The following is a 25498-nucleotide window of genomic DNA, read 5'->3' as shown; positions in this document are numbered from 1 at the left end:
GGATATCACGGAAATTATGTGAGGGAATGTCCAATGCTATACATGATTGTCGAACATTTTCGGAACGGAGACCCCCTCCCCGTGTACCGGCGTTTCCGGGAGCGCGGCCGCCTGGCTCCGGTTGGATTGACGTACGTTTCCAGTTGGGTGGATCTCGAACTGAAGCGGTGTTACCAGGTCATGGAGACGGGAGACCGCGGCCTTCTCGATGCCTGGATGGCGAACTGGCTCGACCTCGTCGAATTCGAGGTCATCCCCGTGATGACCTCCGCAGAAGCGGCGGAGAAGGCCGCCTCGCGTTCTGACGATTCAGGGCAGTAGGTTAGAATAACGGCATCCTGGCCCGGGGTCCCCGCCTCTTCACGCAAAGGACTCTTTACAGGCGGCACCACTCGGCGGTGACCGGCGGGCCGGTGAGGATGCGGACGTAGCCGCCCCGGGCGAAGGGACCGGGGTTGACCATCTGTGTCCGCCCCAGGCGGTCGGTGCCGGCGGCCTCGTGGATGTGCCCGCAGACCAGGACGTCGGGGGCGAAGCGTTCCACCACGGCCCGGACGGCCCGGCTCCCCACGTGCAGGCCCAGCCGCACCCGGTCCAGGGCGGTGCCGCGCGGCGGCGCGTGGCTGACGAAGACGCGCACCGGGCAGGCGGCGACCCGGGCGGCCGCCGCGGCGAAGGCCTCCCCGATCTCCTCCTCGGACAATTCGAAGGGGGTGCCGAAGGGCGTGGGGGGCGAAGCGCCGATCCCTGCAAACCCGACGTCGCCGATGATCTCATGACGGCCATGGAGCCCCGTGCCGCCCTCCTCCAGGACTCCCGTCACCTCCGGGCGGTCCATGTTGCCGGGCACGGCCAGCACCCGGGGGAACACGCCGTCGAAGGCGCCCATCGTTTCCCGGAACCGGGTCATGCCGCCGTAATGGGTCAGGTCGCCGGAAACCAGCAGGAGGTCCGCCCCCGCCTCGCGCTGCGCAAGGAGCGTCAATTTCGTCAGGTCGTCGTGAACGTCAGAGATGGCGATGATGCGCATGACGCCTCCCCCTTCTTCAGAAGGCGATGAATGGCCCTCTCCTGAAGAAAATTCTGGCTTTCAGCGCCTCACGCAAAGGCGCGAAGCCGCCAAGCCTCGCAAAGAGTGGGGCCGCCTCCAAAGGTGCTCAGACGATGACGTTGCCTTCCACCTTCTTCCAGTCGGCCAGGAAGGTCTCGATCCCCTTGTCGGTGAGGGGGTGCTTGACGAACTGCAGGAGCACCTTGTAGGGGATGGTGCACACGTCGGCGCCCATCAGGGCGGCGTCCACCACGTGCATGGGGTGCCGGACCGACGCCACCAGGACCTCGGTGGCGTAGTCGTAGTTGGCGTAGATCTCCACGATCTGCCGGATCACCTCCATCCCCGGGTGACCCACGTCGTCGAGCCGGCCCACGAAGGGGCTGACGAAAGTGGCGCCCGCCTTGGCGGCCAGCAACGCCTGCAGGGGGGAGAAGACCAGCGTGACGTTGGTCTTGATCCCTTCCCCGGCGAAGGTCCGGACGGCCTTGAGGCCCTCGGCGGTGATGGGCACCTTCACGGTGATGTTGGGGGCGATCTTCGCCAGTTCGCGGCCCTCGCGCACCATCCCCTCGGCGTCGAGGGCGACCACCTCGGCGCTCACGGGGCCCGGGACCGTGCGGCAGATCTCCGCGATAATGTCCTTGAAGGCCCCTTTCTCCCGGGCCACCAGGCTGGGGTTGGTGGTGACGCCGTCGATGAGGCCCATCGACATGGCGGAGCGGATCTCGTCCAGGTTGGCGGTATCGATGAAGAATTTCATGGCACACCTCGGTTGGAAGTTAGGTATTTAGGCTGTAGGCTGTAGGCTGTAGGTCCGGAAAAGGCGAACCTCTTTGATTCCCCGGAATCCCACATATCCCGCAGTTCCTGAGCCTTCCTTGCATTCTCTGCATTCTCTGCGTTCTGTACGTTCTGTACGTTCCGTGCTTTCTCTGCATTCTGCATATTCTGCGTATATTGTGGCTCTCTTCATCATCTGCCTGTTCTGCGCATCTGGGATTCGGTTCGCTTCAGCGGTCCTCCGGCCGCCCCTCCCATTGGGCGGTCTCCGAGGGGGTGCTCCGGTTCCCCTTGCGATCGACGGCGACGACGCGGTATGCCCAGCGCCGGGCCGGGTCGGCGTCCGTGTCGGTGAAGGACGCCGCCGCGAGGGGTTTGGGGGTCAGGCACGTCTCTCCGGACGAATCCCCGCCCGCCCGGTAGACCAGGTAACCGGCGAGGTCGGCGTCGGCCACGGGGTTCCAGATCAGCCGCAGGCGCCCCTCCTCCTCCACCAAGGACAGCCCCGTCGGAACGTCGGGGGGGAAGGTGTCCTTCGTGTCGACGTCCGTCGGCGGGGTGAAGGCGCCCAGGACCCGCCCGCCCCCGGTGTTGCGGAACGGGGCGACGGAGTAAGCGTAGCGGGTCTCGAAACGGAGATCGGCGTCCCGGAAGTCGGTGGCGTCGGGCCCGACCGTTCCCACATCCGCCGCTGCCCCCCCGGGCAGTTCCCGGCGCCGGACGACGTAGCCGTCCCGGGGAACAGTTCCGGCGGGCGGTTTCCACTCGAGGACCACCCCGGTCTTTTCCACCCGCGCGGAGAGGGCGCCGGGCGAACCGCCGACCCGGGCAACGGGGAGGATCAGCACGGGGGTGTTGACGCTCCAGTGGTTCCTCTCGTTGGCGAAACGAACGGAGAACCCGGCCCGCCCGGTCTCGAAGTCGCCCAGTTTCTCCCGGCCGATCTCGACAGCGAATTCCTTCCCTTTGAGGAGGGCCTTCAGGCGATCCCCCTCCTCGGTCTCGATCACGCCGCCCCAGCCAACCGTGTCGAGGGGGTGGACCCCTTCAGGGACGATTCCCCCGTAGATCTCCACCACCCGGATATCGTGAATGGGTGAACCATCGAGGTTCTCGGCCGGCAGGACGCACCGGACCCGGATCACGTCCCCCTCCTGCCAGGCCTCCAGTTTCTCGGGCGGCGGCGGGACCCGCTTGAAGGGCGGCTGGGGCGGGCCCACCCGCGCGCACCCCGCCAGGAGCAGGAGCAGCAGGCCGGCCAGGATCGATCCAGTCAGAGCCGCGACCGTAAGGGAGCGGTCAGAGACCGTAAGGGAGCGGTCAGAGACCGTAAGGGAGCGGTCAGAGACCGTAAGGGAGCGGTCAGAGACCGTGAGGGAGCGGTCAGAGACCGTGAGGGAGCGGTCAGAGACCGTGAGGGAGCGGTCAGAGACCGTGAGGGAGCGGTCAGAGACCGTGAGGGAGCGGTCAGAGACCGTGAGGGGCCGGCTGAAGGCGGCAGGTCTGACCGCTTGCTCACGCGCGCGGCTCAGACTCAGACGCGCGCGGCTCAGACTCAGACGCGTGCGGCTCTGGAGTGATTTTGAAACCATGCTCGCTCCCGGGGTCAGAGGATGTACCGGCTGAGGTCCTCGTTCTCCATCACGCCCTTGAGGGCGTCCTCCACGTAGGCGCTGGAGATGCTCACCCGCTTGTCCTCGAGGTCGGGCCCCTCGAAGAGGATCTCGTCGAGGACCTTCTCGAGGATGGTATAGAGCCGCCGCGCCCCGATGTTCAGCGTCCGCTCGTTCACCTGGGCGGCGGCGCGGGCCAGGGCGCGCACGGCCCCGGGCTCGAAGGCCAGGGCGACCCCCTCCGTGGCCATGAGGGCCTCGTACTGCTTGAGCAGCGCGTTCTTCGGCTCGGTGAGGATGAGGATGAAGTCGTCCTCGGTGAGGCTGTCCATCTCCAGGCGGAGCGGGAAGCGCCCCTGCAGCTCCGGGATGAGGTCCGACACCGAGCTGATGTGGAAGGCGCCCGCGGCGATGAAGAGGATGTGGTCGGTGCGCACCATCCCGTACTTGGTGTGGACGATGGTCCCCTCCACGATGGGGAGGATGTCCCGCTGCACGCCCTCCCGGCTCACGTCGGGGCCGTGCCCCCCTTCCCGGCCGGCGATCTTGTCGATCTCGTCCAGGAAGATGATCCCGGAGTGCTCCACGCGGGAGAGGGCCTCCTTGGCCACCCGGTCGTTGTCCACGAGCTGCTGCTGTTCCTCGCGGACCAGGTGCTCCCGGGCGTCGCCGACCTTCATCTTGCGCCGTTTCTTCTGGCCGCCGAAGAGGCCGCCGATCATGTCCTTCATGTTGATCCCCAGCTCCTCCACGCCGGAGGAGGAGAAGATCTCGAAGGAGGGGAAGCGGGACTCGTGGACCTCCAGCTCCACCTCGCGGTGGTCGAAGTCGCCGGCCCGGAGCCGCTCGCGCATCTTCTCGCGGGTCTTGCTGAAGTTGTCGTAGGCCGCCCAGTCGCCGGGGTTCTCCACGCGGCTCTGGCGGGGCGGGGACATGGGTTGCAGCAGGAGGTCGAGCAGGCGCTCCTCGGCGTTGTGGTGGGCCTTTTCCAGGACGTCCTTGCCCAGCTCCTCGCGGACCATGTTCACCGCGATCTCCACCAGGTCACGGATCATGGATTCCACGTCCCGGCCCACGTACCCCACCTCGGTGAACTTGGAGGCCTCCACCTTCAGGAAGGGGCTCCGGGAGAGCCGCGCCAGGCGTCGGGCGATCTCGGTCTTGCCCACGCCCGTGGGGCCGATGAGGATGATGTTCTTGGGCGCCACCTCCTCGGCCATGCCCGGCGGCAGCTTGAGGCGGCGCAGGCGGTTCCGCAGGGCGATGGCCACGGCCCGCTTGGCCTTCTTCTGGCCGATGACGTACTTGTCCAGCTCCCCCACGATCTGGCGCGGGGTCATCCGGTCGAATTCGGGCGGGGGCGGCTCCGACAGGTCCGGCAGGGTCACGGGCTCAGTCATGGCGCTCCTCCGGGCCGCCCAGCGTCTCCACGGTGAGGCGGTCGTTGGTGTAGATGCACAGCGAGGCGGCGATCTTGAGGGCCTCCTCGGCGATGTCGCGGACGCCCAGGGGGGTGTGGCGCCGCAGCGCCAGGGCGGCGGCCTTGGCGTAGGGCCCGCCGGAGCCCACGGCCGCGATCCCCTCCTCGGGCTCGATGATGTCGCCGTTGCCGGAGATGAGGAAGGCCCGCTGGGTATCCGCCACGATCATGAGGGCCTGCAGGTTGCGCAGCGAGCGGTCGGTGCGCCACTCCTGGGCCAGTTCCACGGCGGCGCGCTCCAGGTTGCCGGCGAACTCCTTGAGCTTCTTCTCGAAGCGGGAGAAAAGGGCGAAGGCGTCGGCGGTGGCGCCGGCGAAGCCCGCCAGGACCTTGCCGTCGTAGAGCCGGCGGACCTTGCGGGCGGAGTGCTTGACCACCGTGTCGCCCAGGGTCACCTGGCCGTCCCCGGCCATGACGGTCATGCCGTTGGCCTGGACCAGCAGCACCGTCGTGCTTCGGATTCGTGTCATGATACCGTCCTTTACCGTTTCGCCGCCGCTTGGATGGAACGGCGGCCGGGTCTCGAGAACTTTGCAAACAGTCGGGAAACCGTCATGAATTACATCGCAACTCCTTTGATTTCCCGCGCAAGCTGAAGCTTGCGCCACTCTTTGCGGGTCCGTCAGATCTTCATCAGCTCCGCTTCCTTCTTCTTGGTGATCTCGTCGATCCTGCGGATGTAGCCGTCGGTGAACTCCTGGATCTTGTCGAGCCCCTTCTTGGCGTCGTCCTCGGAGACCTTCTTGTCCTTCTCCAGCTTCTGGACCTGGTCGCGCCCCTCCTGCCGGATCTTCCGCACGGCCACCCGGTGCTGCTCGGCCATCTGGGCCACGGTCTTCACCATCTGTTTCCGGCGTTCCTCGGTGAGTGGGGGAACGGGCAACCGCACCACGCGGCCGTCGTTGGAAGGGGTGATGCCCAGGTCGGAGGTGAGGATGGCCTTTTCGATGGCGGGGATCTGGCTGGTGTCCCACGGCTGGACGACGATGAGGTTCGGCTCGGGGGTTGACACCGTCGCCGCCGACTTGAGGGGCGTCAGGGTCCCGTAGTAGTCGAAGCGGATGTTGTCCAGCAGGGCGGCCGAGGCGCGGCCCGTCCGGATGGATTTCAGTTCCTGCTCGAAGTCCGCGATGGCCTTCTTCATCTTCTCTTCGGTCTGTTTCAGCTTTTCCTGTACCATGGTCGGTCCTCTCCGCGAGAATTTCAAAAGGCGGATTATACGGTCTCCCCCGCCTCCGGGTCAAGGCGGATGACCCCGGGAAAACCGGGGAAAACCGTTTTTCCGCGACTCGCGTGGAGGAGAGAAGCCGACACCATTTAACAGGGATGGCTGGACCTGAAAGCCTCCCTGCCCTGGTTCCTGCTGGGAACACTGACCTTTGCGATTTGCGGCTCATCGCTTCTGACCCGAGATCCTCGACAGAAACAACCGGGCCACTGGAACGTCAGGGATACCGTCGCCGCAATCCTCCTGGCCGCCACAGGATGGGCGCTGGTGATGCTGATCTCCCCTCGGCCGCTCTGCTACTCCATCCAGCGGAGCCACTTCCGCGCCCTTTCCGCCCGGCAGCGCCTCGCCATTCTCGAAAGGTCGTCCCGGCGAGGCGAAATTCCCGAATCCGTCGCATCGGCCGCCCGGCGATACATCGAAGCGGTGGCGCCCAAAGGGAGAGACGGAATTGAACCGTAATTCCACACCCCGGCAATCGGTGGGGTCCGATCGTCTGCAGCCAAACGGTGCCAGGTGCTATTTAAATCCAATCGAATCTGGCAGACATAACAAGTCTCGACGCAACTCCTTTCCGATCTGTTGGTCATAACAATCCGGCCACCTCCTCAAGCCTCCGGGCGGATCAGTCTCGAGAATCGCCCGCGGTGCGGGCTCCGTCCCTTCTGACGGCCTGTCCCAAGGATTTGGCGAAACGCCCAGCTCCCCGGGATGCACTCCATTTTCATCCGCCATTTCCCGGGGAACGAAAACCGCGGCACGCGTGTCAATGGAGGTGAACACGGCAGCGCCCGACGGGAAAAACCGATCGCCCGAGCGGCCGTGGAGTCCCCTGTTCGGAGGTGAGTCATGGCAAGCTGGCGCACGGCGGTTTTTGTGATGATCATCCTGGCGGTCGCCCTCCTCACGGGTCTGCTCCCGTTCTTCAAATTCTCCCGGATGAAGGCGATGGAACCGCTCCGGGCCCGGGCGGCGACAGGCATCCTGTCCACCGCCGCCGGAAGCCCCGTCACCCGATGGGCAGCCGGTCTCCCCGGCACGAAACCGGACCGCACCCTCTCCCCCCTTTCCTCTGCCTCGGGGGGAACGGGAAAGAAGAGGCCCTTTCGCTGATGGGGGGGTGCCGCAGCAGGCGGTATGCGCACCGGTCGCGGAGAAAACCGGGCGACGGGCGAACTCACCGGTCCCAAGGCGCTGGATCTCGCCCTTCGGGCAGGATACCCACGCCGCTCCGGCAGACCGGCACGGCGTGGTCAACGCGGCGCTCCGGCAGACCGGCGCGCCGCACTCCCCATCGGCCGGGCAGCGCCCGGTCGGTCTCCCTGCTATGCTCGGGTTCGCGGTTCCTTCGAAGGAAGCGCCATGCCAAATTGCGCAAGAAATCACTTTTTCTTTCGCGGGGTGGACTTTCGGTGCCGCATTCCTTTATAATGAGCCCGATATTCAGGCAGAGAGCGGCCCATGCTGAAACAACTCGGCAAGTATGAAGTCATCGAGGAACTGGGCAAGGGGGCCATGGGGATCGTTTACAAGGCTTACGACTCCCTCATGGCCCGCTACGTGGCGCTCAAGACCATGTCCTACACCAACGCCGCGGACCCGGACTTCAAGAAGCGCTTCTACAAGGAGGCCCAGGCCCCGGGGCGCCTCCGGCACGACAACATCGTCATCATCTACGAACTGGGCGAGGACCAGGGCATCCCCTTCATCGCCATGGAGTTCCTGGAGGGCTCGGACCTGCTGCACCTGATGCAGTCCGGCTACATCTTCACCCTGAAGAAGGTCATCGACATCGTCGTGCAGGTCTGCGAGGGGCTCAACTTCGCCCACCAGAACGGCATCATCCACCGAGACGTCAAGCCGGCCAACATCTTTCTCCTGCCCACCGGCCGGGTCAAGATCGTGGACTTCGGCATCGCCCAGATCAGCCAGTCGTCGCTCCTCACCAAGACGGGCGTGATGCTGGGGACGCCCTCGTACATGTCGCCGGAGGCGGTCAAGTGCGACCCCACCAGCGGCCGCTCCGACCAGTTCGCCGTGGGGGTCATCCTCTTCGAGCTGCTGACGGGCCGCCGCCCCTTCGAGGGGGAGAACTACACCTCGATCCTCTACAAGATCCTGCACGAGAAACCGGCGTCGGTCCGCGACTTCTTCCCCACCTGCCCCGCCGAGCTGGAAGCGGTGGTGATGAAGGCGCTGAGCAAGAACCCCGACGACCGCTTCATGGACCTGTCCAGCATGTCCCGGCGGCTCAAGAAGTTCATGACCGAGATGGACCAGGACGCCGCCCTGGACACCACCATTTCCATCACCCGCTCCGGCCTCGAGGAGCCCAGCCTGAAGGTGGAGGTGATCCAGCGCTACATCCGGGAGGGCAAGTTCGACCTGGCCTCCCGGGTGCTGGACCGGCTGCGCTCCTCCGGGGAGTCCGCCGAGATCCTGGAGGCCCTTTACGGCGAGATACAGGAGAAGAAGCGGGCCATACGCATCGACGAACTCCTCTCCGAAGGCTCCAACTTTTATGAGGACGACCACTTCGACCTGGCCCTCGAGTGTTTCAACGAGGCGCTGATCATCGACCCGGAAAACCCCCGGGCCCTGGAGTGGGTCCGGAAAACCCACCAGAAGGAGAGCGAGAAGCGGCTCCGGCAGTCCATCGAGGGCTACATCGACAAGGGCCGTCACCTCATGGGGCTGCGCCAGTTCTCCGACGCGCTCCGGGTCTTCGGGGAAGCCATCAAGCTCAACCCGTCCGACGCGGAGCTGGCGGAGATGTACCGGACGGCGGAAGAGGCCGTCGAGCGTTCCGAGCGTGAGGAGGAGTGCCGGACCCTCTGCCGGCAGGCGCGTTCCATCCTCGAGAAAGGCAACCGGGAGGAGGCGAAGACGGTCTGCCGGAAAGTGGTGGAGATCCTCCCCGACTTCAAGGAGGCGGAAACCCTGCTCCAGGAAGTGGAGAACCTGGAGAAGGAGGAGATCGTCAGCACGGCGGTCAAGAAGATCCAGTCGCTGGCCCTCAAGCGAAAGTACAACCTCGCGCTCAGCCTGGCCGGCGAGACGGTGGCCCGGACCGGCATGGACCCGCGGCTGCAGACCTGCATCCGCAACATCCACCGCCAGCGGCTGCAGATCTGGCTTCTGGTCACCGGGATCCTGGCCGCCGCCGCCATCCTGATCGCCTTCCTGATCTTCCAGCCGGGTACGAGGCCCGCGCCGCCACCGCCACCCGCCCCGGGCCACCTCGTCCTGGACGTCCGGCCCGCCGCCACGGTGACCGCCATCGCCGACGCCGCCGGGAAGCCCGTGGCGATCCCGGAGTTGGCGACGCCGCTGCGGCTCCAGCTCCCGCCCGGAAAGTACACGGTGACCTACGAGAACAAGGCCCTCCAGCCCGACCCCGTGAAGGAGACCGTCACCATCGAGAGCGGCAAGGCGCTGGTCGTCAGCCGGAAATTCCCCGGTTTCAACACGGGGGAGGCGGTGCGCGACATCCTGGGTGAAGGGGGGCCGCAATGAGACGACTTCCCGCGACCCTGGCCCTGGCCGGCCTGCTTTCCCTGTGCGCCCTCGCCCAGGAGCAGGAGTGGTACAAGTACTACGAGGAGGCGGAGAAGGCCGCGAAGTCCGGCCAGTGGACCGTCACCGTCAACAACCTGGTGAACTACTGCCTCAAGAAGTACCCGCGCCCGAAACGAAACGCCCAGATCTACAGCCACTTCTACATGGACTACAAGCCCTACATCCTGCTGGTGGAAGCCTACTTCAACCTGCGCAAGTACGAGGCCGCCAAGGAGTACCTGGACCAGCAGCTGGAGAACATCGAGCTGAAGGAGTTCGGCCGGGACTCGGCCTACGTGGCGAAGTACAACGTCCTGAAGGAGAAGGTCAACAAGGCGTTCGCAGAGGCGGCCTCGCGCCCGCCCGTCGGGCCCGAGGCGCCCGCCCGCGACCCCGCGGTGGCCCAAGCCGTGGCCCAGGCGGAGGACGCCCTTCGGCGGGGGGACTACCCCACGGCCCAGCGGCTCTTCACCCAGGCCCGGGACGCCAAGGGCGACCCCGACGCCTCGAAGAAGGCCGCGTCCGCCCTCGACGACATCGAGCGGGAGTTGCGCAACTGGGAGAACGGCCGGGCCTTCTTCCAGGCGGGCCAGCACGAGAAGGCCGTCCCCTGCCTCCAGGTGGTGGTGGCCATCAACCGCTTCCACGCCGCCGAGGCCCAGCGGATGCTCGAGCAGTCCAACGCCGCCATCGCCGACGCGAAGGCGCGGAGCCAGTCGCTCCAGGAGGTCGTCGCGGACATCCGCAACTACACCCGCCAGGGAAGTTACGAGATGGCCCTGGAAACCGGTCGTCGGGCAGCCCAGAAGTACCCCGCGGCGGACGACGTCCGGAAGGCCCTGGACGAGGTCAAGGCCCGGCTGGCGGACGAGGCCCGGTCCGCCGCAGACGGGGGCAACCTGGACAAGGCCGTCGCCTTCGTCACGCTGGGGGAAAAGTACTTCGCGGGCGCCGCCGAGTTCCGGCCGGTCCAGGCCCAGATCCAGCGCCTCCGCCGCGTCGCCGACGTCCGCCGTCTCGTCGACCAGAAGCGGTGGAAGGAGGCCGAGGGCCTGCTGCGCCAACTGGAGACGCAGCAGGAGTTCCAGGCGGAGGCCCGGAAACTCCTGAAGGTCATCGCGGACAAGAAGGCCGCCCTCGACCGGAACCTGGCCCAGGCCCGCGAGCGGCTCAAGTCCGGGGACACGGAGCAGGCCGCCCGCCTGACGGAGGCCGCCCGGGCCGATTTCCCCGAGTCGCCCGAGGCCCAGGACCTCCTCCGGCAGATCCGGGACCTCCGGCAGAAGAGCGGGAACATGGAGACGGAGGAGTACCTCCGGAACGCCCTGGAGGAGTACTTCGACTCCGGCGACTACCGCAAGGTGCGTTTCCTCCTGGACGAGTACCTCAAGCGCGGCGACTGCACCCGCCGGGAGATCGCCCTCTTCTTCCGGGCCTGCGCGGCTGTCTGCATCCACCGCCTGGAAGGCGACGAGGCCAGGGCGATGCTGGAGAGCGCGCGAAAGGACATCGCCTCCCTTCCCGCGGGCTTCCAAGCGCCGCGGAAGTGGGTCAGCCCGGCGGTGATGGCCTTGTTCGATCGCTGGAAATCGGGCCGATGAAGGACCCCGTCTCCACCAAGCGGGCGACGCCCGAGGAACTCCGGGCTCACCTGATGGACACGCTTGCGGCCTACCTTCCCGCGGAGGCGTGCCGGGAGGTCGAGGCCGTTCTCCAGCAGGCGACGAAAGCCCTCGAGGGGGTTGTGCGCGCCTCGGGGGACCCCTTCTCTGTCCACTCACTGGGGGTCGCCCTCTCGCTCGCCGAGTTGAAGATGGACCCCGCGGGCCTGGAGGCGGGGATCCTCCTCGCCGCCTACGAGCGCGGCCGGGTGACGGCGTCCGACCTCGTCTCCCGGGTCCGGGTCGCCCCGCAGGCGGCCGAACTGCTGGAGACCACGTCCCGGATCTCCCGCTACGGTTTCCGCCGCGGGGGGCTGTCAGACCCCGAGAGCTTCCGGAAGCTGATCCTGACCTTGGCGCGGGACCTGCGGGTCATCCTCATCAAACTGGCGGACCGCCTCAACTCGCTGCGCACGCTGCAGCACCTCCCCGACGAGGAGCAGAAGGTCATCGCCCAGGAGACCATGGACATCTACGCCCCGCTCGCCAACCGGCTGGGGCTGTACCGGTTCAAGCGGGAACTCGAGGACCAGGCCTTCCGCTTCCTCCAGCCCGAGAAGTACCAAAACCTCAAGGCCCTGGTGGCGAAGACCCAGGCCGAGCGGGCGTCCCTGGTGGACCAGGCTCGGCGGGAAATCGCCGCCATGCTGGCGGACAACGCCCTGGAGGGCGAAATCAGCGGCCGGGGCAAGCACTTCTGGTCCATCCAGCGGAAAATGGAGGAGCGCGGGCTGGACTACGGCGACCTCTACGACATCACGGCCCTGCGGGTCATCGTGGAGACCATCGCCCACTGCTACCAGGTCCTCGGCCTCATCCACCACCGCTGGCGGCCGATCCCCGGGACCTTCGACGATTACATCGCCGTGCCGAAGCCCAACGGCTACCAGTCGCTCCACACCGCCGTCATCGGCCCCGGCAACGAGCGGATCGAGGTCCAGATCCGGACCCGGGAGATGCACGACATCGCCGAGAACGGCGTGGCGGCCCACTGGATGTACAAGGAGTCCTCCCGCCGGGGCGCCGGCGAGGACCGGCTCCGCCAGTTCGGCTGGCTCCACGACATGCTCGCCGGCGGCGAGGGGGTGTTCGACAACGCCGTCCTGGACACGCTCCGGACCGACCTTTTCGACGACCAGATCTTCGTGTTCACACCCGCCGGCGACGTCCGGGAACTGTCGGCCGGCGCCACCCCCCTCGACTTCGCCTACGCGGTGCACACCGACGTGGGCCACACGTGCGTGGGCGCCAAGGTGAACGGGCGGATCGCGCCCCTCTCGGACGAACTGAAGAACGGGGACATCGTGGAAGTCATCACCCACCCCCGGGCGAAACCCTCCCCCGACTGGCTCGAATTCGTCCGCACCCACCGGGCGCGGCAGAAGATCCGGCACTTCCTCGGGGAAACCCGCCGGCTCCAGGAACGCGCCCGGGGCCGGGACCTGCTCGAGCGCGCGGCGAAGGAACGGGCGGTCCCGCTGTCGCGCCTGCTCAAGGACGAGCCCCGCGTCGCGAAAGCCCTGGAAAGATTCCGGTGCCGGTCCCTCGACGACCTCCACCTCAACCTGGGGCGGGAGGAACTTACCCCCGACGCCGTTCTCGAGGCGCTCTGCCCCGAATCGGCGGCAGCACCCCCCCCGCCGGCGCCGCTCCCGGAAACCGTGCCGGCGAGGCCCGTCCGGCACCCGTCCACCATCGTCGTGGCCGGGCAGAACGACATGCTGGTCCGCTACGCGCGGTGCTGCAACCCCCTCCTCGGGGACGCGATCGTGGGCTTCGTGACCCGGGGCCGCGGCGTGACGATCCACCGGAAGGACTGCCCCCGGCTCGAGAAGGAACCGGAGGAGCGGATCCTCGACGCCGAGTGGGCCGGCAAGTCACGGGAGACGCTCCCGGTGAAGATCCATCTCACCGCCGAGCGCCCCGCCGTTCAGACCGCGGTCGCGGGCCTGCTGAAAAAGATGGATGTCCCGCTTTCGTCGGGCGCCGTCCAGGCCCGGGACGGGTGCACGATGATGGACTTCGTCCTCCTGGTCCGCTCGGCCGACGAGATTCGGACGGTCCTGGAGAAGCTCCGGGCCCTGCGGGGGGTCCTGGACGTGAGCCGGAGCGGTTCCTGACCCTCTACATGTCGATGCGGGTGTTCCGGAAAATGTCGTCGAACTGGTCCTGGGCGGCCGCGAAGGCACGGAAGACGTCCGGGTCGAAGTGGGAGGGCATGGTGCGGCCGTCCCCCTCGAGGATGATCCGGACGGCCTTGGGGTGGTCGAAGGGCGGCTTGTAGGGGCGGTTGCTGCGGAGTGCGTCATACTGGTCGACGATGTTGACGATCCGCCCCTCGATGGGGATCCGGTCCCCCTTGAGACCGGCCGGGTACCCCCCGCCGTCCCAGCGCTCGTGGTGGTGGAGGGCGATGACCTCGGCCGCCTTGAGGATCTGGGACTTGGAATCGTGGAGGATCTTGGCCCCGATCAGGGTGTGGGACTTCATCACCTCGTACTCGTCGCAGGTCAGTTGCTCGGGCTTGAGCAGGATGCTGTCGGGGATCCCGATCTTCCCGATGTCGTGCATCGGGCTCGCGTACCAGATGTTCTCCAGCTCGTCCGGGGAGGCGTTCATCTGTTGGGCCAGGGCCCGGGCGTAGAGGCCGATCCGCTTGATGTGGCAGGCCGTGTCCTCGTCCTTGTACTCGGCGGCGAGGGTCAGGCGGTGCACCGTGTCGATGAAGGAGGCCCGGAGTTCGCTGGTCTTCTCCGCCAACTGCTCCGCGAGGATCTTGTTGTAGTTCAGGAGAAAGTCGTCGTACTCCTTGTTTTTCAAAAGGTTGCTTGTCCTGACCAGGAGTTCGAGCCGGTCGACGGGCTTCGTCAGGAAGTCGTTGGCCCCGGTTTCGAGCCCCTTGATCCGCGAATCCCGATCGGTGAAGGAGGTCACGATGACGACGGGGATGTGCTGGGTCTGCGGGTTGGTCTTCAGGCGGCGGCAGGTCTCGAACCCATCCATCTCCGGCATCATCAGATCAAGGAAGATCAGGTCGGGCCGGAAGCTCTTCACGACCTCGAGGGCCTCCATCCCGTTCCGGGCCGAAACGCACTCGTACTGTTCAAGGAAACCCACCATGATCAAGCGGTTCCATTCCTCATCGTCCACAACGAGGATCTTCCACTTCTTCCTGCCGTCCACCGGCGAACCTCCCACCGTCGATCAACTTTTCCTTGTACTTTCGCCTTAAGAATTTTATTATAGGCTATGGGGTAAGAGGATGGAAGCAAATATGCACGATCGGGCTGAAAAAATTCTGAAAATTCTGGATGATGCCCGCCGGTCGAGAACTTCGTTCCACATTGTCTTCCAGCACGGGCACGACCGGAAAATCTTCGAGATCCACGAAGATTGCATCACCTACCTGGACAGCACCGACCTGAAGGAGAAGTTCTCGGTTCTGCTGGTCATGCTCAAGATCATGACCTCCGACGAGCTGAAGCAGAAAACCCAGATCAAGCTCAAGGCCTTCGAACTGGACGAGGAACTCATCCAGGAGAAGCAGCTCACCGAACACCAGATCCGGAAAGTCTTCTCGCTTCAGCTCTCCCGCATGGTCCAGGCGATGCTGGAATGGGACCGCATCGACTTCAAGATCAACGAGCGGGAGAAATCCAAGGGTCCCTCCAAAAAGCCCCCCCTCCACCTCGAGGAGATGCAGCTTCACCTCCTCCGGACGATGAACCTGTCCACGGAGCGTCTCGTGGAGTACTTCGAGGGCTACCACGTCAACCTGGTCCTCGACAAGATCCAGGTCATGCGGGCGCTTCCCTTCAACTCCGCCGAGAGCACGGTCCTCTCCAAGCTGACCGGGATGTTCGGCATCCCCGAGGTCCTCCAGCAGGTGAACGCACCCCAGGAGAAAACGCTGGAACATCTCGCCCTCCTGGACGCTCTCCACTTCCTGTCGTTCACCCCCCTGCACCGGGTGCCGTCCGCCTCCCCGTTCTCCGCCCCGGAGAAGGCCGAGGCCCCCCCGGCCCAACCGGCGCCCTCCGCGCCCTCGCCGGCGAAGGCCGGGGCAATCTCCGGCGGCGCTGCCGGGACCGAGAAGGCCTTCGACGTCCAGGGGAAGATCTCGGAACTGAGCGACCTGCACGACGAGATGGACCGCCAGAACTACTACGATGTCCTCGGGATCGACCGGGAGAAGTTCTCGCTCTCCGAGCTGAAGAACCGCTACTACGCCCTGGTCAAGCTTTACCATCCGGACAAGTTCGAAAAGTACCGTTCCCCCCAGCTCAGCAGCCTCCTGGAGAAGATCTCGAACCTGATCAACACCGCCTACGAGACGCTCAAGGACCCCTCCCAGAAAGGGGTCTACGACGAGAAGCTGAACACCCGCAAGGTGGTCGCCAGCGGCCCGGAGCCGCCCTTGAACGTCGACGCCCTGGCCCTGGAGCACTTCAACAAGGGACGGGCCCTGATCAACAGCCAGAAGTACGCCGAGGCCGTCGGCCTGCTCCGCCGGGCCGTGCAGCTCAAGCCGGAGAACGGCGACTACAACGCCTACCTCGGCTACGCCATGTCGAAGATTCCCCAGTACAAGCGCGAGGCCGAACAGCACTTTCTCAAGGCCATCGAGGTCAACCCCATGAACGTCTCCACCTACCTTCACCTCGGCCGCATGTACAAGGAGGCGAACCTCAACGTCAAGGCGGTGAACATGTTCGAGCAGGCGCTCCAGTGGGACCCTGAGAACAAGATCGCCCGGCAGGAGCTCAAGGAAATCGAGGATTCGAACAAGTCGAAGTCGCGGGGGATGTTCGGGAAGCTCTTCAAGCGATGACCCCCGCGCGGCGCCCCCCCATGAAACGGCTCTCCTTCGTCATCCCCTTTCTCAACGAAGCCGCCAATCTCCCCGTCCTGTACGAACGTCTGAAGGCCGTCGCCCCCCGTCTGGGCTGCGCGGCGGAGTACCTCTTCGTCAACGACGGGAGCCGGGACGCCAGCGAGTCCATCGTCCGGGGCTGGGCCCGCTCCGACCCGGCGGTGGTCCTGGTGAACCTCTCCCGGAACTTCGGCCACCAGACCGCGGTCTTTGCCGGGTTGCAGCACGCATCGGGCGACGCCGTGGTGATCCTGGACGCGGACCTCCAGGACCGTCCGGAAGCGGTCGAAAGCTTCATCGCCCGCTGGGAGGCCGGGGCCGACGTCGTCTACGCCGTCCGGGAAAAGCGCAAGGAGAACATCCTCAAGCGCTTACTCTTCTCCGCCTTCTACCGCCTGCTCTTCCGGCTCGCGAGCATCCCGATCCCCCTCGAAGCGGGGCTCTTCTGCCTGATGGACCGCAAGGTGGTCGACGTGATCGCCGCCATGCCCGAACGCAACCGTTTCGTTCCCGGGATGCGGGCCTGGGCGGGTTTTCGGCAGGAAGGGGTCCCCGTCGAGCGGGACCCCCGGACCGACGGCCCCCCGCGCGTACGGTTCCACCGGCTCGTCGGCCTGGCCCTGGACGCCGTCTTCTCCTTCTCCACGATCCCCCTCCGCCTCGCCACCGCCGTCGGGCTTTTCTCCGCCTTCGTCGCCGCCGTGGCCACGGGCGTGGTCTTCTACTTCCGTTTCTTCACCACCCAGGCCATCCCCGGCTGGACGTCGACCCTCCTCAGCATCTTCTTTTTCGGGTCAGTCCAGCTCATCTCCATCGGGATCATCGGGGAGTACCTCGGGCGGATCTACGAGGAGGTCAAGCAAAGGCCGGCGTACGTGGTCCGCGAGGTGGTCCGCGGCACGGCGGGCGACACCGCCCCCGACGGCGGGGATGCGCGAGGGGCCGTTGGGGCGGGCGCCCTTCCGAAGCCCGGTGAGCGGGCGTGACCGTCCCGGCCGGAAAACCCTGCAACGTCCCGGAGTGATGCCGTGTCGCTGGAAACCCACCTCGAAGACCAGTTGTCCGACCGCTACGAGCGCTTCTTCTGGCATCGCCTGCGCTGGCGCGCGGTCGCCCGCTCGGTCCCCTCGACGGGGCCCGTGTCGGTGCTGGACCTCGGGGCCGGGTCGGGCGTCATCGGGCGTTTCATCCGGCGCGACCGCCCCCGGGCGTCCTACTTCTTCCACGAGCCGATCCCCCAGCTCGCCGCCCACCTCGAAACGGTCTTCGGGGAAACGGCGAACGCCGCGAAGGCGGAGGATTACCGGGGCATGGACGTGGTCCTGGCCCTGGACGTCTTCGAGCACCTCGAAGACGACGCAGCCCTCGTGCGGGACCTGCACGCCCGGATGCGGCCGGGGGCGCGGCTGGTCTGCACCGTCCCGGCCGGCCCCCGCCTGTGGTCGGACTGGGACCGCCAGCTGGGGCACCAGCGCCGCTACACCCGCCGGAGCCTCCTGGGGCTCCTGTCGGCCACAGGGTTTTCACCCCGCCGCTGCCGCCATCTTTTCCCGGAGATGGTGCCGATGGCGCTGTACCGCAAGCTGGTGATCCGGGAGTCCCCTTCCGAATTCCCCCCGGTCCCCCGCTGGCTCAACGCCCTGCTCTACGCGACCGGGTGCCTGACCCAGTCGGTCTGCCGCCCTCTTCCGATCGGGACGTCCCTCCTGGCCACCGCCACCCGGCCGTGAGCATTATTTGCGGCTAAGGCCGTCTTCCTTTGCGAGCTTTGCGCCTTGGCGAGGTGGAACGGCTGGCGAACGGCGCCTCCGGCTCAGTGGTAATACCGCGGCGGGGACGGCCGGTCCGACTTGCGGACGACCTTGAACTTCCGCCGGTAGTGCCACGCTTTCAGACGGAGCCAGTGGTACCGGAGGTCCGCCCGGAACGTCCGCCGCTTCAACATGAAGTATCCGAACACGATCCCGCCCAGGTGGGCGACGTGGGCGATCCCGTCGCGAAAATTGGAGACGGTCATCAGCAGTTCGAGGATCGCGCACCCCGCGACCAGGTACTTGGCCTTCACCGGGATCGCGAAGAACAGCAGGAGCCACCGGTTGGGGAAGAAGATAGCGTAGGCCAGCAGGAGCCCGTAGACCGCCCCGGACGCGCCCATGACGGGGACGCCGGCGATGGAGGGCATGATCGCCGCGAGCCCCATCTGGCACAAGCCCGCGCCCACGCCCGTGACGAGGTAGTAGGCGACGAAGCGCCGCCGCCCCAGGACCCCCTCGCACTCGGAGCCGAACATCCACAGCATCAAGAGGTTGAAGACAAGATGCAGCGGGGGGCCGTGAAGGAACATGTAAGTCAGGAGGCGCCAGGCCTCCCCGGAGCCCCAGACGCGGAAGGGGATCAGGGAAAGCCAGAGGTCCACCCGCCCGAAGTCGGTGTTGAGGGAGGTCCGGTCCACGGTCAGGACGAGGTAGACCGCGATGTTGATCCCGATCAGGACTTTCGCGGCGGCCGTCAGCTTCGGGCCGAAGCGGTATTGGACGTTGTAGGGATAGTTCATCCTCTCCTCGTGCGGATGGATTGCGCCCGTCGCGCGGCCCCGGGCGGGCGGCCGGCCCCGGCCGGGACCTCCCGGGGCGTCGGCGGAGGCAGGCCCTCTCAGCCCTTCGCCCGGGGCGCGCGGCCCCGGTACCGGTCCAGGTCCCCCCGGGCGCCTTCCGCCCAGTCCTTCCCCCCCCGGCGGCAGGCTTCCTCCATGAGACGGACGGCCTCTTCCCGGTTTCCCTCGAGGAAGGACAGTTCCGCCCGGTTGGCGAAACACTCGGGGTCGTCCCGCACCCAGGTCTCGAGGGCCATCACCCGGTCGATGCACTTTCGGGCCTCGTCCAGCTTTTTCATCGCCATCAGGCAAAGGGAGAGGTTGAGGGAGGCGGCGGCTTCCATCACCCGGTCCCCGGTCTGGGCGCTGCGCCCGACGAGTTCACGGTAGACGGCCGCGGCGCCGGCGTGGTCCTTCTGCTTGAGTTTCAGGACGCCCAGGTTGTTCAGGACGACCAGTTCGTTGTGAAAGTCGCCGCAGCCTCGGAGGGCGGCCAGGGCCTCGTTCCAGCGCTTCTCGGCCTCGGCCGCCTGCCCCTGGTGGTTGGCCACGTTCCCGAGGTTGACGAGGGACATGGCCCCCCGCCGGGCGTCCCCCTGCTCCGCGGCCAGTTTCATGGCCTGGCTGAAATGCGCCCTCGCCACGTCGAACCGGCGGGTGTTGAGGGCCACCAGCCCGAGGTAGTTGATGGTGTCCGCTTCCCGGGGCAGGTCCCGGGTGCGGCGTTCCAGCGCCAGCACCCACTCCAGGAGGGCCCGGGCCCGGGCCCAGTCGCCTCGGAGGTAGGCCACCCGGCCCAGCTGGAAGCCGGCGGCCGCCTGCCCGGCGAGGTTGCCGCGACGCTTCTCCAGGGACAGGGCGCGCTCCAGGCAGGCGGTCGCTTCCGCGTAGTCGGTGCGCGTGGCGTACAGGCCGCCGAGGAACCCCAGGGCCTGCGCCTCCAGTGAGAACTCCCGGGCGGCTTCCGCCTCCCGCAGCACCGCGCGGGCTTCCCCGATGGCGGCCGACCAGTCCCCCAGCTGCTCCGCGCACGCGGCCAGCTGCAAACGGGCCGGACGGAATCCGGGATCGATCACGAGGCACGACTCGAAGAGGGGTCGTGCGGCCTTGGCCCCCCGGGTCCGGGAGGTGTGCAGGCCGATGCCGTAAAGCTGGCTGGCGAAGGGGTCGCGCGAGCCGGCGGCGAGGGAACCCAGCCGGAGTTCCTCCGCCAGCATCCTCGCCATCCGGTCGCCGAGGAGGGGCAGGTTCGCGCCGTGAAGGCGGCGGTCGCTCCGGTTCCCGGACACCCACACCCGGTAGGTCAGGCACAACGCCTCGCTTTCCCGGCTGGCCCAGGCTTCCACCACCACGTCCGCCCCCAGAGCGGACCGGAGGTCCATCACCTGCCCTTCCGTCAGCTCCGTGGCCTTGTCCAGCCCACGGGACTTCAGGACGTCCTCCACCTGATCCAGGGGGGCCAGGTTGGCGGCCGGAAGGCCTTCGAGGGGTTTGACCACCAGGTCCCGCAGCCCCGTGCGGACCCAGGCCTCGCCGCCGGTCCGGTCCACGAAAGGCATCACGACGACCCTCCCCTGGGGGGCGAACTCGAGGCGGTCCGGCCGACGGGAGGCCAGCCACGTCAGCCAGACGGCCAGGGTCACCAGGGCGGCGGCGGCAAACCCGAGGGCGAGGCGCCGGAGCCGCCGCCGGCGACGCTGTGGGCGCGCGATCACGCCGGCCAGGGCCCCGGCGGCCTCCTCCGCGGAGGGTCGGCGCTCGGGCTCCACGTCCTTGAGGCGGTCGATCAGCGAGGCCAACCCGACGTCGATTCCTTCCGCCGGCCCCACCATCCCCTGCCCCACCCGGACCAGCAATTCCATCGTGGTCAGGCCCTCGGGGTAGGGGCTCTTTCCGGTGAACAGCTCGTGAAGGATGACGCCGAGGGAATAGAGGTCCGCCTTTTCCGTGACCGGGGCGCCCCGGGCCTGTTCGGGGCTCATGTAGGCGACCGTGCCGATGACGTGCCCCTGCTGGGTGAGCCGAGCCTCCCCCCCCTCGAGGTCCGGGGACGGCAGGCTGCCGCCGCTCGTGCCGGACCCCGACCCGCTGATGGATCTCACGGAGATGGGGTCGGCGTCCCCGCCGGCGTCGGGGACGGGCTCGTCGGCCGACGCCGGGGTGTCGCCCACCAGGCGGGACAGCCCGAAATCGAGGATCTTGACCTGGCCGTCGGGGGTGATCATGACGTTGTCCGGTTTCAGGTCGCGGTGGGCGACCCCCGCCGTGTGGGCCGCCGCCAGCACCCGGGCCATCCCCTCGGCCACGGCCAGTTTGCGCCCCTCGGAGAGCGCCCCCTCCCGGAGGAGCCGGGTGAGGGTGTCGCCCTCGATGTACTCCAGGACGAGGAAATCGCAGTCGGGGTACTCGATGAGGTTGTGGATGCGGCAGATGCCCGGGTGGTCGAGACGGGACAGGATCCGGGCTTCCCGGAGGAAGCGCCGGCGAGCGCCCGGGTCGAGCCGGCGGGCGCCCCGGATGGCCTTCAGCGCCACCCGGCGCTGGAGTTTCTCGTCGAAACCGAGGAAGACCTCACCCATCCCTCCCGCCCCGAGGGCGGACTCGATGCGGATGTTCCCCAGGACGCGCCCGATCATCGCCGGTCCCAGATGGCCCGCAGGCCGTGCAGGGGCAGGAAGGCGTCGACGTGGTGAAACACCGTGGTCACGGGGGCCAGGACGTTGAGAAGCCCCCCCGTGGCGATCACGGTGACGGACGCCCCCAGTTCCTTCTCCATCTCCCGGACGATCCGCTCCACCAGCCCCGCGAAGCCGAAGACCAGCCCGGCCCGCAGGGCTTCCACCGTGTTGCGGCCGAGGGCGCGCTTCGGGGTGGCCAGATCGACGTCGGGCAGCTTGGCAGTGTTGGCGTGCAGGGAACGGGCGGAACCGAGGATCCCCGGGGCGATGGCCACCCCGACCAGGGAAGCGGAAGCGGTGAGGGCCAGGATCGCCGTGGCCGTCCCGAAGGAGACCACCACGGCCGGCAAGGGGTAGAGACGGGCCGCCCCGGCCGCGAGGCAGACCAGGTCCGCGCCCACTTCGTCAGGGTCGTCGACGTCCAGCGAAATCCCCGAGTCGGTCTCCGGCGAAACCACCAGGCAGGGGCACGGGAGCACCTTCGTCAGGGCACGCGCCAGGAGCGGCTGCACCGGGGGCACCACCGTGGCGAGAGCGGCGCCCTCGAAACGCCGCAGGTCGAGGTTCTCCCCCGCCAGCAGCGACCGGAGGGTCACGGCGTACTCGTCGGACGTCCGCTGCGGGTCGGAGGTCAGCCGGAACGTGGCCTTCAAGTCGCTCCCCGCGAAAACCCCGAGCTTGATGTGGGTGTTGCCGCAATCCGCCGCCAGAAAAAGGGGACCATTCTCCATCACGACCCTCCCTGCGCCACGCCCATTGTAAGGGATCGACTCCGGATGTCAAGGAAAGCGGACGCCGGGCCCTCGGAAAGACCCCGGCCGCCACTGGCGGGGCCGAGGGCGCCGGGCCCGTATCGGCGTCTCAGTTCGCCGGCGAGATGACCACGTCCACGGTCGCCCGGCCGAGGTCCGGGCGGATCTCGTGTCGGAAGCCGACGGTGACGGGACGGCGGGCGTCCCGAGCCGTGCCGTACGCCCGGGCGAGCTTTTCGGCGTTGCCGCGGACGAATTCCGCCGGGTAGTCGGGGTCGAACGGTTCTCCCGGCTGCAGGCGCCACGCCTTCCGGAGGCGATCGGCGCGGTCCGGCGGAAGCCCGGGAAAGTCCAGGCGCCCCATCCGGAAGGCCTCCCCCTCGGCCACGGTGAGGACCAGGTCCACCCGGGCCCCCGTCTCGTCGCACCGGAGGTCGGAAGCGATTTTCGCGGCGTAGTGGGCGCGTCGGGCGTAAAGCTCGGAAACCCTTCCGAAACCGGCCTGGAGCCTCGCCTCGTCGTAGGGTTCCCCCGGGGCGAGGCCCAGCAGTTCGTTCAGCCGCTCCGCGGTGAAGACGGACGCACCCTGCCACGTCCAGCCCCCCAGCACGCCGACCGGCCCCTCCTCCACCGGCAGGGTCACCCGGACGCGGGCGCCGGGCCCGGGGTCGAGCGTGGCCGTCGGCGTGCCGCAGACCGCCTTCATGCGACCGTGCCGCCGGAAAACCGGCAGCAGCGCCAGGCGGGCGAAAGCGTCCAGCCCGGTTCGGGAGTACTCCCGCCCCGTCAGGGCGTCGCAGGCCTGCCTGACGTCCCGCTGCAATCCCGGCGAGACGCCGGTGACGCTCACGCCCGCGATCCGCAGGTCCGCCCCCTCCACGGCGAAGGCAAAGCGGTGGGCCCCCGACGTGAAATCGCAGGCCAGGCCGGCTTTCACCGTCCCCGTGACCCCCCGCTCCCGGACCAGGCCCTCCAGGGTGGTCCGAACCGTGCCCGCCAGGACCCCCGACATGTCGACCCTCCCGTCGAACAGGGGGAAGACCGCCCGGACCTTTCGGTTGATCTCCTCCTCCGTGAACCAGATCAGGTTCTCGTAGAAAACCGGGACGGTCCGGTCCGTCTCCTGCACGTTGAACGTCAGGATCGTCTTCCGTTTCACGACCCGGGTCTTCCAGGTGATCGTGCGGAACATCCCCGAGCCCGTGAGGCGGGACACCGCCTGGTCGATCTCCGCCGCCGTCACGGCGACCCCCGACCGGACCCCCGTGGCCGCCACGAACGCCTCGACGGGGTACCGGTCCAGGCCGACCACCTCAAGGGCGGCCGGGACGATCCTGGCGGGCGGCTTCGGCTTCCGGGCCTTCCTCGCGGGAGTGGCCGCCGGGCAGACGCAGGCCGCGGCCAGCCAGGCCGCCAGGATAACCCGCAGCACCGGCCGGGGCCGCGCGCTCCCGGGACCTTCACCCCGGGCAGGGGCGCCCCGGAGCATGAAAAGAAAATTTTTCCCGCAGGTTCGCATGTTAAATCTTATCACCTCAAGCAAGGTGTCGAGTGAAACACCCGGGTTGCCGTGTTCTGCGGGTTGCCCATCTCCGGCAGCAACCGGACCGCGCCGCCCCGAGGGCTGTGCGGCACGCAGGAAGCGGCGCTCCGGCTGTTGGCGCGTCGCATACACCGGAAGCGGCCCCCTCACGGGCTCAACCGCCCCGCGTCGCGACGAACCGGTCCGCGACGTCGAACGCCCCATCCTGCCCCATGCGGACAACGTCCACCCGGAGGCCGCCTTCGGCTGTTCTCAACTCGCAGAAGTGGAGGAAGCGCACGGCCGGCCCGGCGTAGAGGTCGCGGAACAGCCGCCGGTTCCCGGAGAGGGCCAGCGCGTGGCGGGGGCCGCCCCCGCCGCCGGACACCACGAAGTGCACCCCCCCCTCGACGAAGTGCTCGTAGGCGTGGGAGTGGCCGCTGACGCAAAGAAGCGCCTTGCGGGAAGCGGCGAAGGGCTCCGCGAAAGCCCGGCGCACCGCCGGGCTGCAACCCACCACGCGGTTGTTGGAGAAGGGAGGCTGGTGCACCGCCAGGACGGAAATCCGGACACCCGGGTCCGACTCCAGGTCGGCCAGGGCCCGGGCGAACCACTCCCGCTGGGCCCGGTCTTCCGCGGCGGTCAGCCCGCCGAAATTGCCGTCCAGCAGGAGGAAACCGACGTCCCCGGCCCGGAAGGACCGCCACTTCCGCTTCTCCAGGAACGGGAACCGGGCGAAATAGTGGCGGAAGGCCAGCACATCGAGGCCGTAGTACTCGTGGTTGCCCACCACCGGGACCAGCGGGATCCCGGCGACGCGCAGCGGCCGGAACACGCGGTCGAAGTGCCGCCAGTGGGCGCCGGACTGGCCTCGGGCAGTGAGGTCCCCGAGGTGGAGCAAAAATCCCGGGGCCCGCCGGGCGATCTCGGCCACGAGGGGGGGCGTGGCGGAGACGTTGCGTTCCCGCCAGAACTCGAACCAGGTGGTTTTCTGGGTGTCTCCGACCAGGATGCACAAGGGGTCGAACCCTTCCCGGCCCGCGACGGTACCGGCGTAAGACGGCGCCTTTCCGCCGGCGGAAGGCCCTGGGGTCTGGGTCTTGTGAGGGGACGTCTTCACGATCAGGTGTCCTGCAAGGAAACTGCCGGGGCCGGAACCCGCCCCGGGCAGGGCTATTCTATATGGCTTCAACACGGGGTTTCAACCGTTTCATCGCCGAAGTTCGTTCGCCGACGTTTGTACGCCCCGTCCCGGGGCGGACACTCCCCCACCGGCTGCGCGTCGTACCCCCCCGTGCGCTCTCGGCCTCGTTTCACCCGCGCCGGGACGGCGCGTGCGAACGGGGAAGTTCGTACGCCCCGTCCCGGGGCGGACACTCTTCCACCGGCTGCGCGTCGTAGCCCCCCCGTGCGCTCTCGGCCTCGTTTCACCCGCGCCGGGACGGCGCGTGCGAACAGGGAAGTTCGTACGCCCCGTCCCGGGGCGGACACTCTTCCACCGGCTGCGCGTCGTACCCCCCCGTGCGCTCACGGCCTCGTTTCACCCGCGCCGGGACGGCGCGTGCGAACGGGGAAGTTCGTACGCCCCGTCCCGGGGCGGACACTCCCCCACCGGCTGCGCGTCGTACCCCCCCGTGCGCTCTCGGCCTCGTTTCACCCGCGCCGGGACGGCGCGTGCGAACGGGGAAGTTCGTACGCCCCGTCCC

Annotated in this window: 20 protein-coding genes; 8 read left to right on the top strand and 12 right to left on the bottom strand. The window is 67.7% G+C overall.

Features of this window, described 5'->3' with window-relative positions; translation table 11 throughout:
• Positions 1-33 precede the first annotated feature (33 nt).
• Complete coding sequence (locus tag KA419_07860) at positions 34-321, top strand: DUF3303 family protein (protein MBP7865852.1); 288 nt, start codon at positions 34-36, stop codon at positions 319-321.
• Positions 322-376: 55 nt separating this feature from the next.
• On the opposite strand, the gene KA419_07855 is transcribed toward KA419_07860, so the two are convergent.
• The 6 genes from KA419_07855 to frr all read right to left on the bottom strand — a co-directional run bounded on the left by KA419_07855 (position 377) and on the right by frr (position 6107).
• The gene (locus KA419_07855; protein MBP7865851.1) at positions 377-1030 is read right to left on the bottom strand and encodes a metallophosphoesterase family protein; all 654 of its coding nucleotides are present in this window, start codon (positions 1028-1030) and stop codon (positions 377-379) included.
• Positions 1031-1157: 127 nt separating this feature from the next.
• Positions 1158-1814: a fructose-6-phosphate aldolase gene (gene fsa, locus KA419_07850; protein ID MBP7865850.1), complete on the bottom strand. Its 657-nt coding sequence runs from the start codon at positions 1812-1814 to the stop codon at positions 1158-1160.
• 250 nt (positions 1815-2064) lie between these two features.
• A complete protein-coding gene (locus KA419_07845) occupies positions 2065-3054 on the bottom strand; it encodes a hypothetical protein (GenBank protein ID MBP7865849.1) in 990 nt (329 codons plus the stop codon).
• A gap of 386 nt (positions 3055-3440) precedes the next feature.
• Positions 3441-4787 (bottom strand): ATP-dependent protease ATPase subunit HslU, encoded by a 1347-nt coding sequence (hslU, locus tag KA419_07840; protein MBP7865848.1) that lies wholly within the window; start codon positions 4785-4787, stop codon positions 3441-3443.
• 52 nt (positions 4788-4839) lie between these two features.
• On the bottom strand, positions 4840-5397 hold the full coding sequence (gene hslV, locus KA419_07835) for an ATP-dependent protease subunit HslV (GenBank protein MBP7865847.1): 558 nt from the start codon (positions 5395-5397) through the stop codon (positions 4840-4842).
• 152 nt (positions 5398-5549) lie between these two features.
• On the bottom strand, positions 5550-6107 hold the full coding sequence (gene frr / locus KA419_07830) for a ribosome recycling factor (GenBank protein MBP7865846.1): 558 nt from the start codon (positions 6105-6107) through the stop codon (positions 5550-5552).
• Positions 6108-7004: 897 nt separating this feature from the next.
• Between frr and KA419_07825 the strand changes: the two genes are divergently transcribed.
• The 4 genes from KA419_07825 (at position 7005) to KA419_07810 (ending at position 13494) form a co-directional block, all read left to right on the top strand.
• Positions 7005-7268, top strand: a complete 264-nt coding sequence (locus KA419_07825; protein MBP7865845.1) for a hypothetical protein — start codon at positions 7005-7007, stop codon at positions 7266-7268.
• A gap of 348 nt (positions 7269-7616) precedes the next feature.
• A complete protein-coding gene (locus tag KA419_07820) occupies positions 7617-9671 on the top strand; it encodes a protein kinase (protein ID MBP7865844.1) in 2055 nt (684 codons plus the stop codon).
• Entirely contained in the window at positions 9668-11314 is a 1647-nt protein-coding gene (locus KA419_07815; GenBank protein ID MBP7865843.1) for a hypothetical protein, read from the top strand. The genes KA419_07820 and KA419_07815 overlap by 4 nt, the downstream gene beginning before the upstream one ends.
• A complete protein-coding gene (locus KA419_07810; protein MBP7865842.1) occupies positions 11311-13494 on the top strand; it encodes a bifunctional (p)ppGpp synthetase/guanosine-3',5'-bis(diphosphate) 3'-pyrophosphohydrolase in 2184 nt (727 codons plus the stop codon). Before KA419_07815 ends, KA419_07810 begins: the two co-directional genes overlap by 4 nt.
• A 4-nt stretch (positions 13495-13498) precedes the next feature.
• Here the strand turns inward: KA419_07810 and KA419_07805 are convergent, their stop codons facing one another.
• A complete protein-coding gene (locus tag KA419_07805; protein ID MBP7865841.1) occupies positions 13499-14494 on the bottom strand; it encodes a response regulator in 996 nt (331 codons plus the stop codon).
• Positions 14495-14648: 154 nt separating this feature from the next.
• On the opposite strand from KA419_07805, the gene KA419_07800 reads away from it, so the two are divergent.
• From KA419_07800 to KA419_07790, 3 genes are read left to right on the top strand one after another with little or no spacing between them, the layout of a single operon-like run.
• Complete coding sequence (locus tag KA419_07800) at positions 14649-16205, top strand: DnaJ domain-containing protein (GenBank protein ID MBP7865840.1); 1557 nt, start codon at positions 14649-14651, stop codon at positions 16203-16205.
• 20 nt (positions 16206-16225) lie between these two features.
• On the top strand, positions 16226-17233 hold the full coding sequence (locus KA419_07795) for a glycosyltransferase family 2 protein (protein MBP7865839.1): 1008 nt from the start codon (positions 16226-16228) through the stop codon (positions 17231-17233).
• Between the two features lie 42 nt (positions 17234-17275).
• A complete protein-coding gene (locus KA419_07790) occupies positions 17276-17977 on the top strand; it encodes a methyltransferase domain-containing protein (protein ID MBP7865838.1) in 702 nt (233 codons plus the stop codon).
• Positions 17978-18060: 83 nt separating this feature from the next.
• On the opposite strand, the gene KA419_07785 is transcribed toward KA419_07790, so the two are convergent.
• The 5 genes from KA419_07785 to KA419_07765 all read right to left on the bottom strand — a co-directional run bounded on the left by KA419_07785 (position 18061) and on the right by KA419_07765 (position 24912).
• Positions 18061-18801: a rhomboid family intramembrane serine protease gene (locus tag KA419_07785; protein MBP7865837.1), complete on the bottom strand. Its 741-nt coding sequence runs from the start codon at positions 18799-18801 to the stop codon at positions 18061-18063.
• A gap of 98 nt (positions 18802-18899) precedes the next feature.
• Positions 18900-21476: a protein kinase gene (locus tag KA419_07780; protein ID MBP7865836.1), complete on the bottom strand. Its 2577-nt coding sequence runs from the start codon at positions 21474-21476 to the stop codon at positions 18900-18902.
• Positions 21473-22249, bottom strand: a complete 777-nt coding sequence (locus tag KA419_07775) for a type III pantothenate kinase (protein ID MBP7865835.1) — start codon at positions 22247-22249, stop codon at positions 21473-21475. The genes KA419_07780 and KA419_07775 overlap by 4 nt, the downstream gene beginning before the upstream one ends.
• Before the next feature lie 130 nt (positions 22250-22379).
• Positions 22380-23789, bottom strand: coding sequence for a hypothetical protein (locus tag KA419_07770; GenBank protein MBP7865834.1), 1410 nt, complete (start codon positions 23787-23789; stop codon positions 22380-22382).
• Positions 23790-23967: 178 nt separating this feature from the next.
• On the bottom strand, positions 23968-24912 hold the full coding sequence (locus tag KA419_07765; GenBank protein ID MBP7865833.1) for a metallophosphoesterase: 945 nt from the start codon (positions 24910-24912) through the stop codon (positions 23968-23970).
• Positions 24913-25498: the final 586 nt, after the last annotated feature.

This window comes from Acidobacteriota bacterium (genome assembly GCA_018001935.1).
In the GTDB taxonomy this organism is placed as follows: domain Bacteria; phylum Acidobacteriota; class JAAYUB01; order JAAYUB01; family JAAYUB01; genus JAGNHB01.
This window is presented reverse-complemented; position numbering and strand designations above follow the sequence as displayed.

Bases quoted from the DNA above. Each gene is read 5' to 3' on its own strand.
- KA419_07860 (MBP7865852.1), top strand. From the start codon at position 34: ATGCTATACATGATTGTCGAACATTTTCGGAACGGAGACCCCCTCCCC.
- KA419_07855 (MBP7865851.1), bottom strand. From the start codon at position 1,030: ATGCGCATCATCGCCATCTCTGACGTTCACGACGACCTGACGAAATTG.
- fsa (MBP7865850.1), bottom strand. From the start codon at position 1,814: ATGAAATTCTTCATCGATACCGCCAACCTGGACGAGATCCGCTCCGCC.
- hslU (MBP7865848.1), bottom strand. From the start codon at position 4,787: ATGACCCCGCGCCAGATCGTGGGGGAGCTGGACAAGTACGTCATCGGC.
- hslV (MBP7865847.1), bottom strand. From the start codon at position 5,397: ATGACACGAATCCGAAGCACGACGGTGCTGCTGGTCCAGGCCAACGGC.
- frr (MBP7865846.1), bottom strand. From the start codon at position 6,107: ATGGTACAGGAAAAGCTGAAACAGACCGAAGAGAAGATGAAGAAGGCC.
- KA419_07825 (MBP7865845.1), top strand. From the start codon at position 7,005: ATGGCAAGCTGGCGCACGGCGGTTTTTGTGATGATCATCCTGGCGGTC.
- KA419_07820 (MBP7865844.1), top strand. From the start codon at position 7,617: ATGCTGAAACAACTCGGCAAGTATGAAGTCATCGAGGAACTGGGCAAG.
- KA419_07815 (MBP7865843.1), top strand. From the start codon at position 9,668: ATGAGACGACTTCCCGCGACCCTGGCCCTGGCCGGCCTGCTTTCCCTG.
- KA419_07810 (MBP7865842.1), top strand. From the start codon at position 11,311: ATGAAGGACCCCGTCTCCACCAAGCGGGCGACGCCCGAGGAACTCCGG.
- KA419_07805 (MBP7865841.1), bottom strand. From the start codon at position 14,494: ATGGTGGGTTTCCTTGAACAGTACGAGTGCGTTTCGGCCCGGAACGGG.
- KA419_07800 (MBP7865840.1), top strand. From the start codon at position 14,649: ATGCACGATCGGGCTGAAAAAATTCTGAAAATTCTGGATGATGCCCGC.
- KA419_07795 (MBP7865839.1), top strand. From the start codon at position 16,226: ATGAAACGGCTCTCCTTCGTCATCCCCTTTCTCAACGAAGCCGCCAAT.
- KA419_07785 (MBP7865837.1), bottom strand. From the start codon at position 18,801: ATGAACTATCCCTACAACGTCCAATACCGCTTCGGCCCGAAGCTGACG.
- KA419_07780 (MBP7865836.1), bottom strand. From the start codon at position 21,476: ATGATCGGGCGCGTCCTGGGGAACATCCGCATCGAGTCCGCCCTCGGG.
- KA419_07775 (MBP7865835.1), bottom strand. From the start codon at position 22,249: ATGGAGAATGGTCCCCTTTTTCTGGCGGCGGATTGCGGCAACACCCAC.
- KA419_07770 (MBP7865834.1), bottom strand. From the start codon at position 23,789: ATGCGAACCTGCGGGAAAAATTTTCTTTTCATGCTCCGGGGCGCCCCT.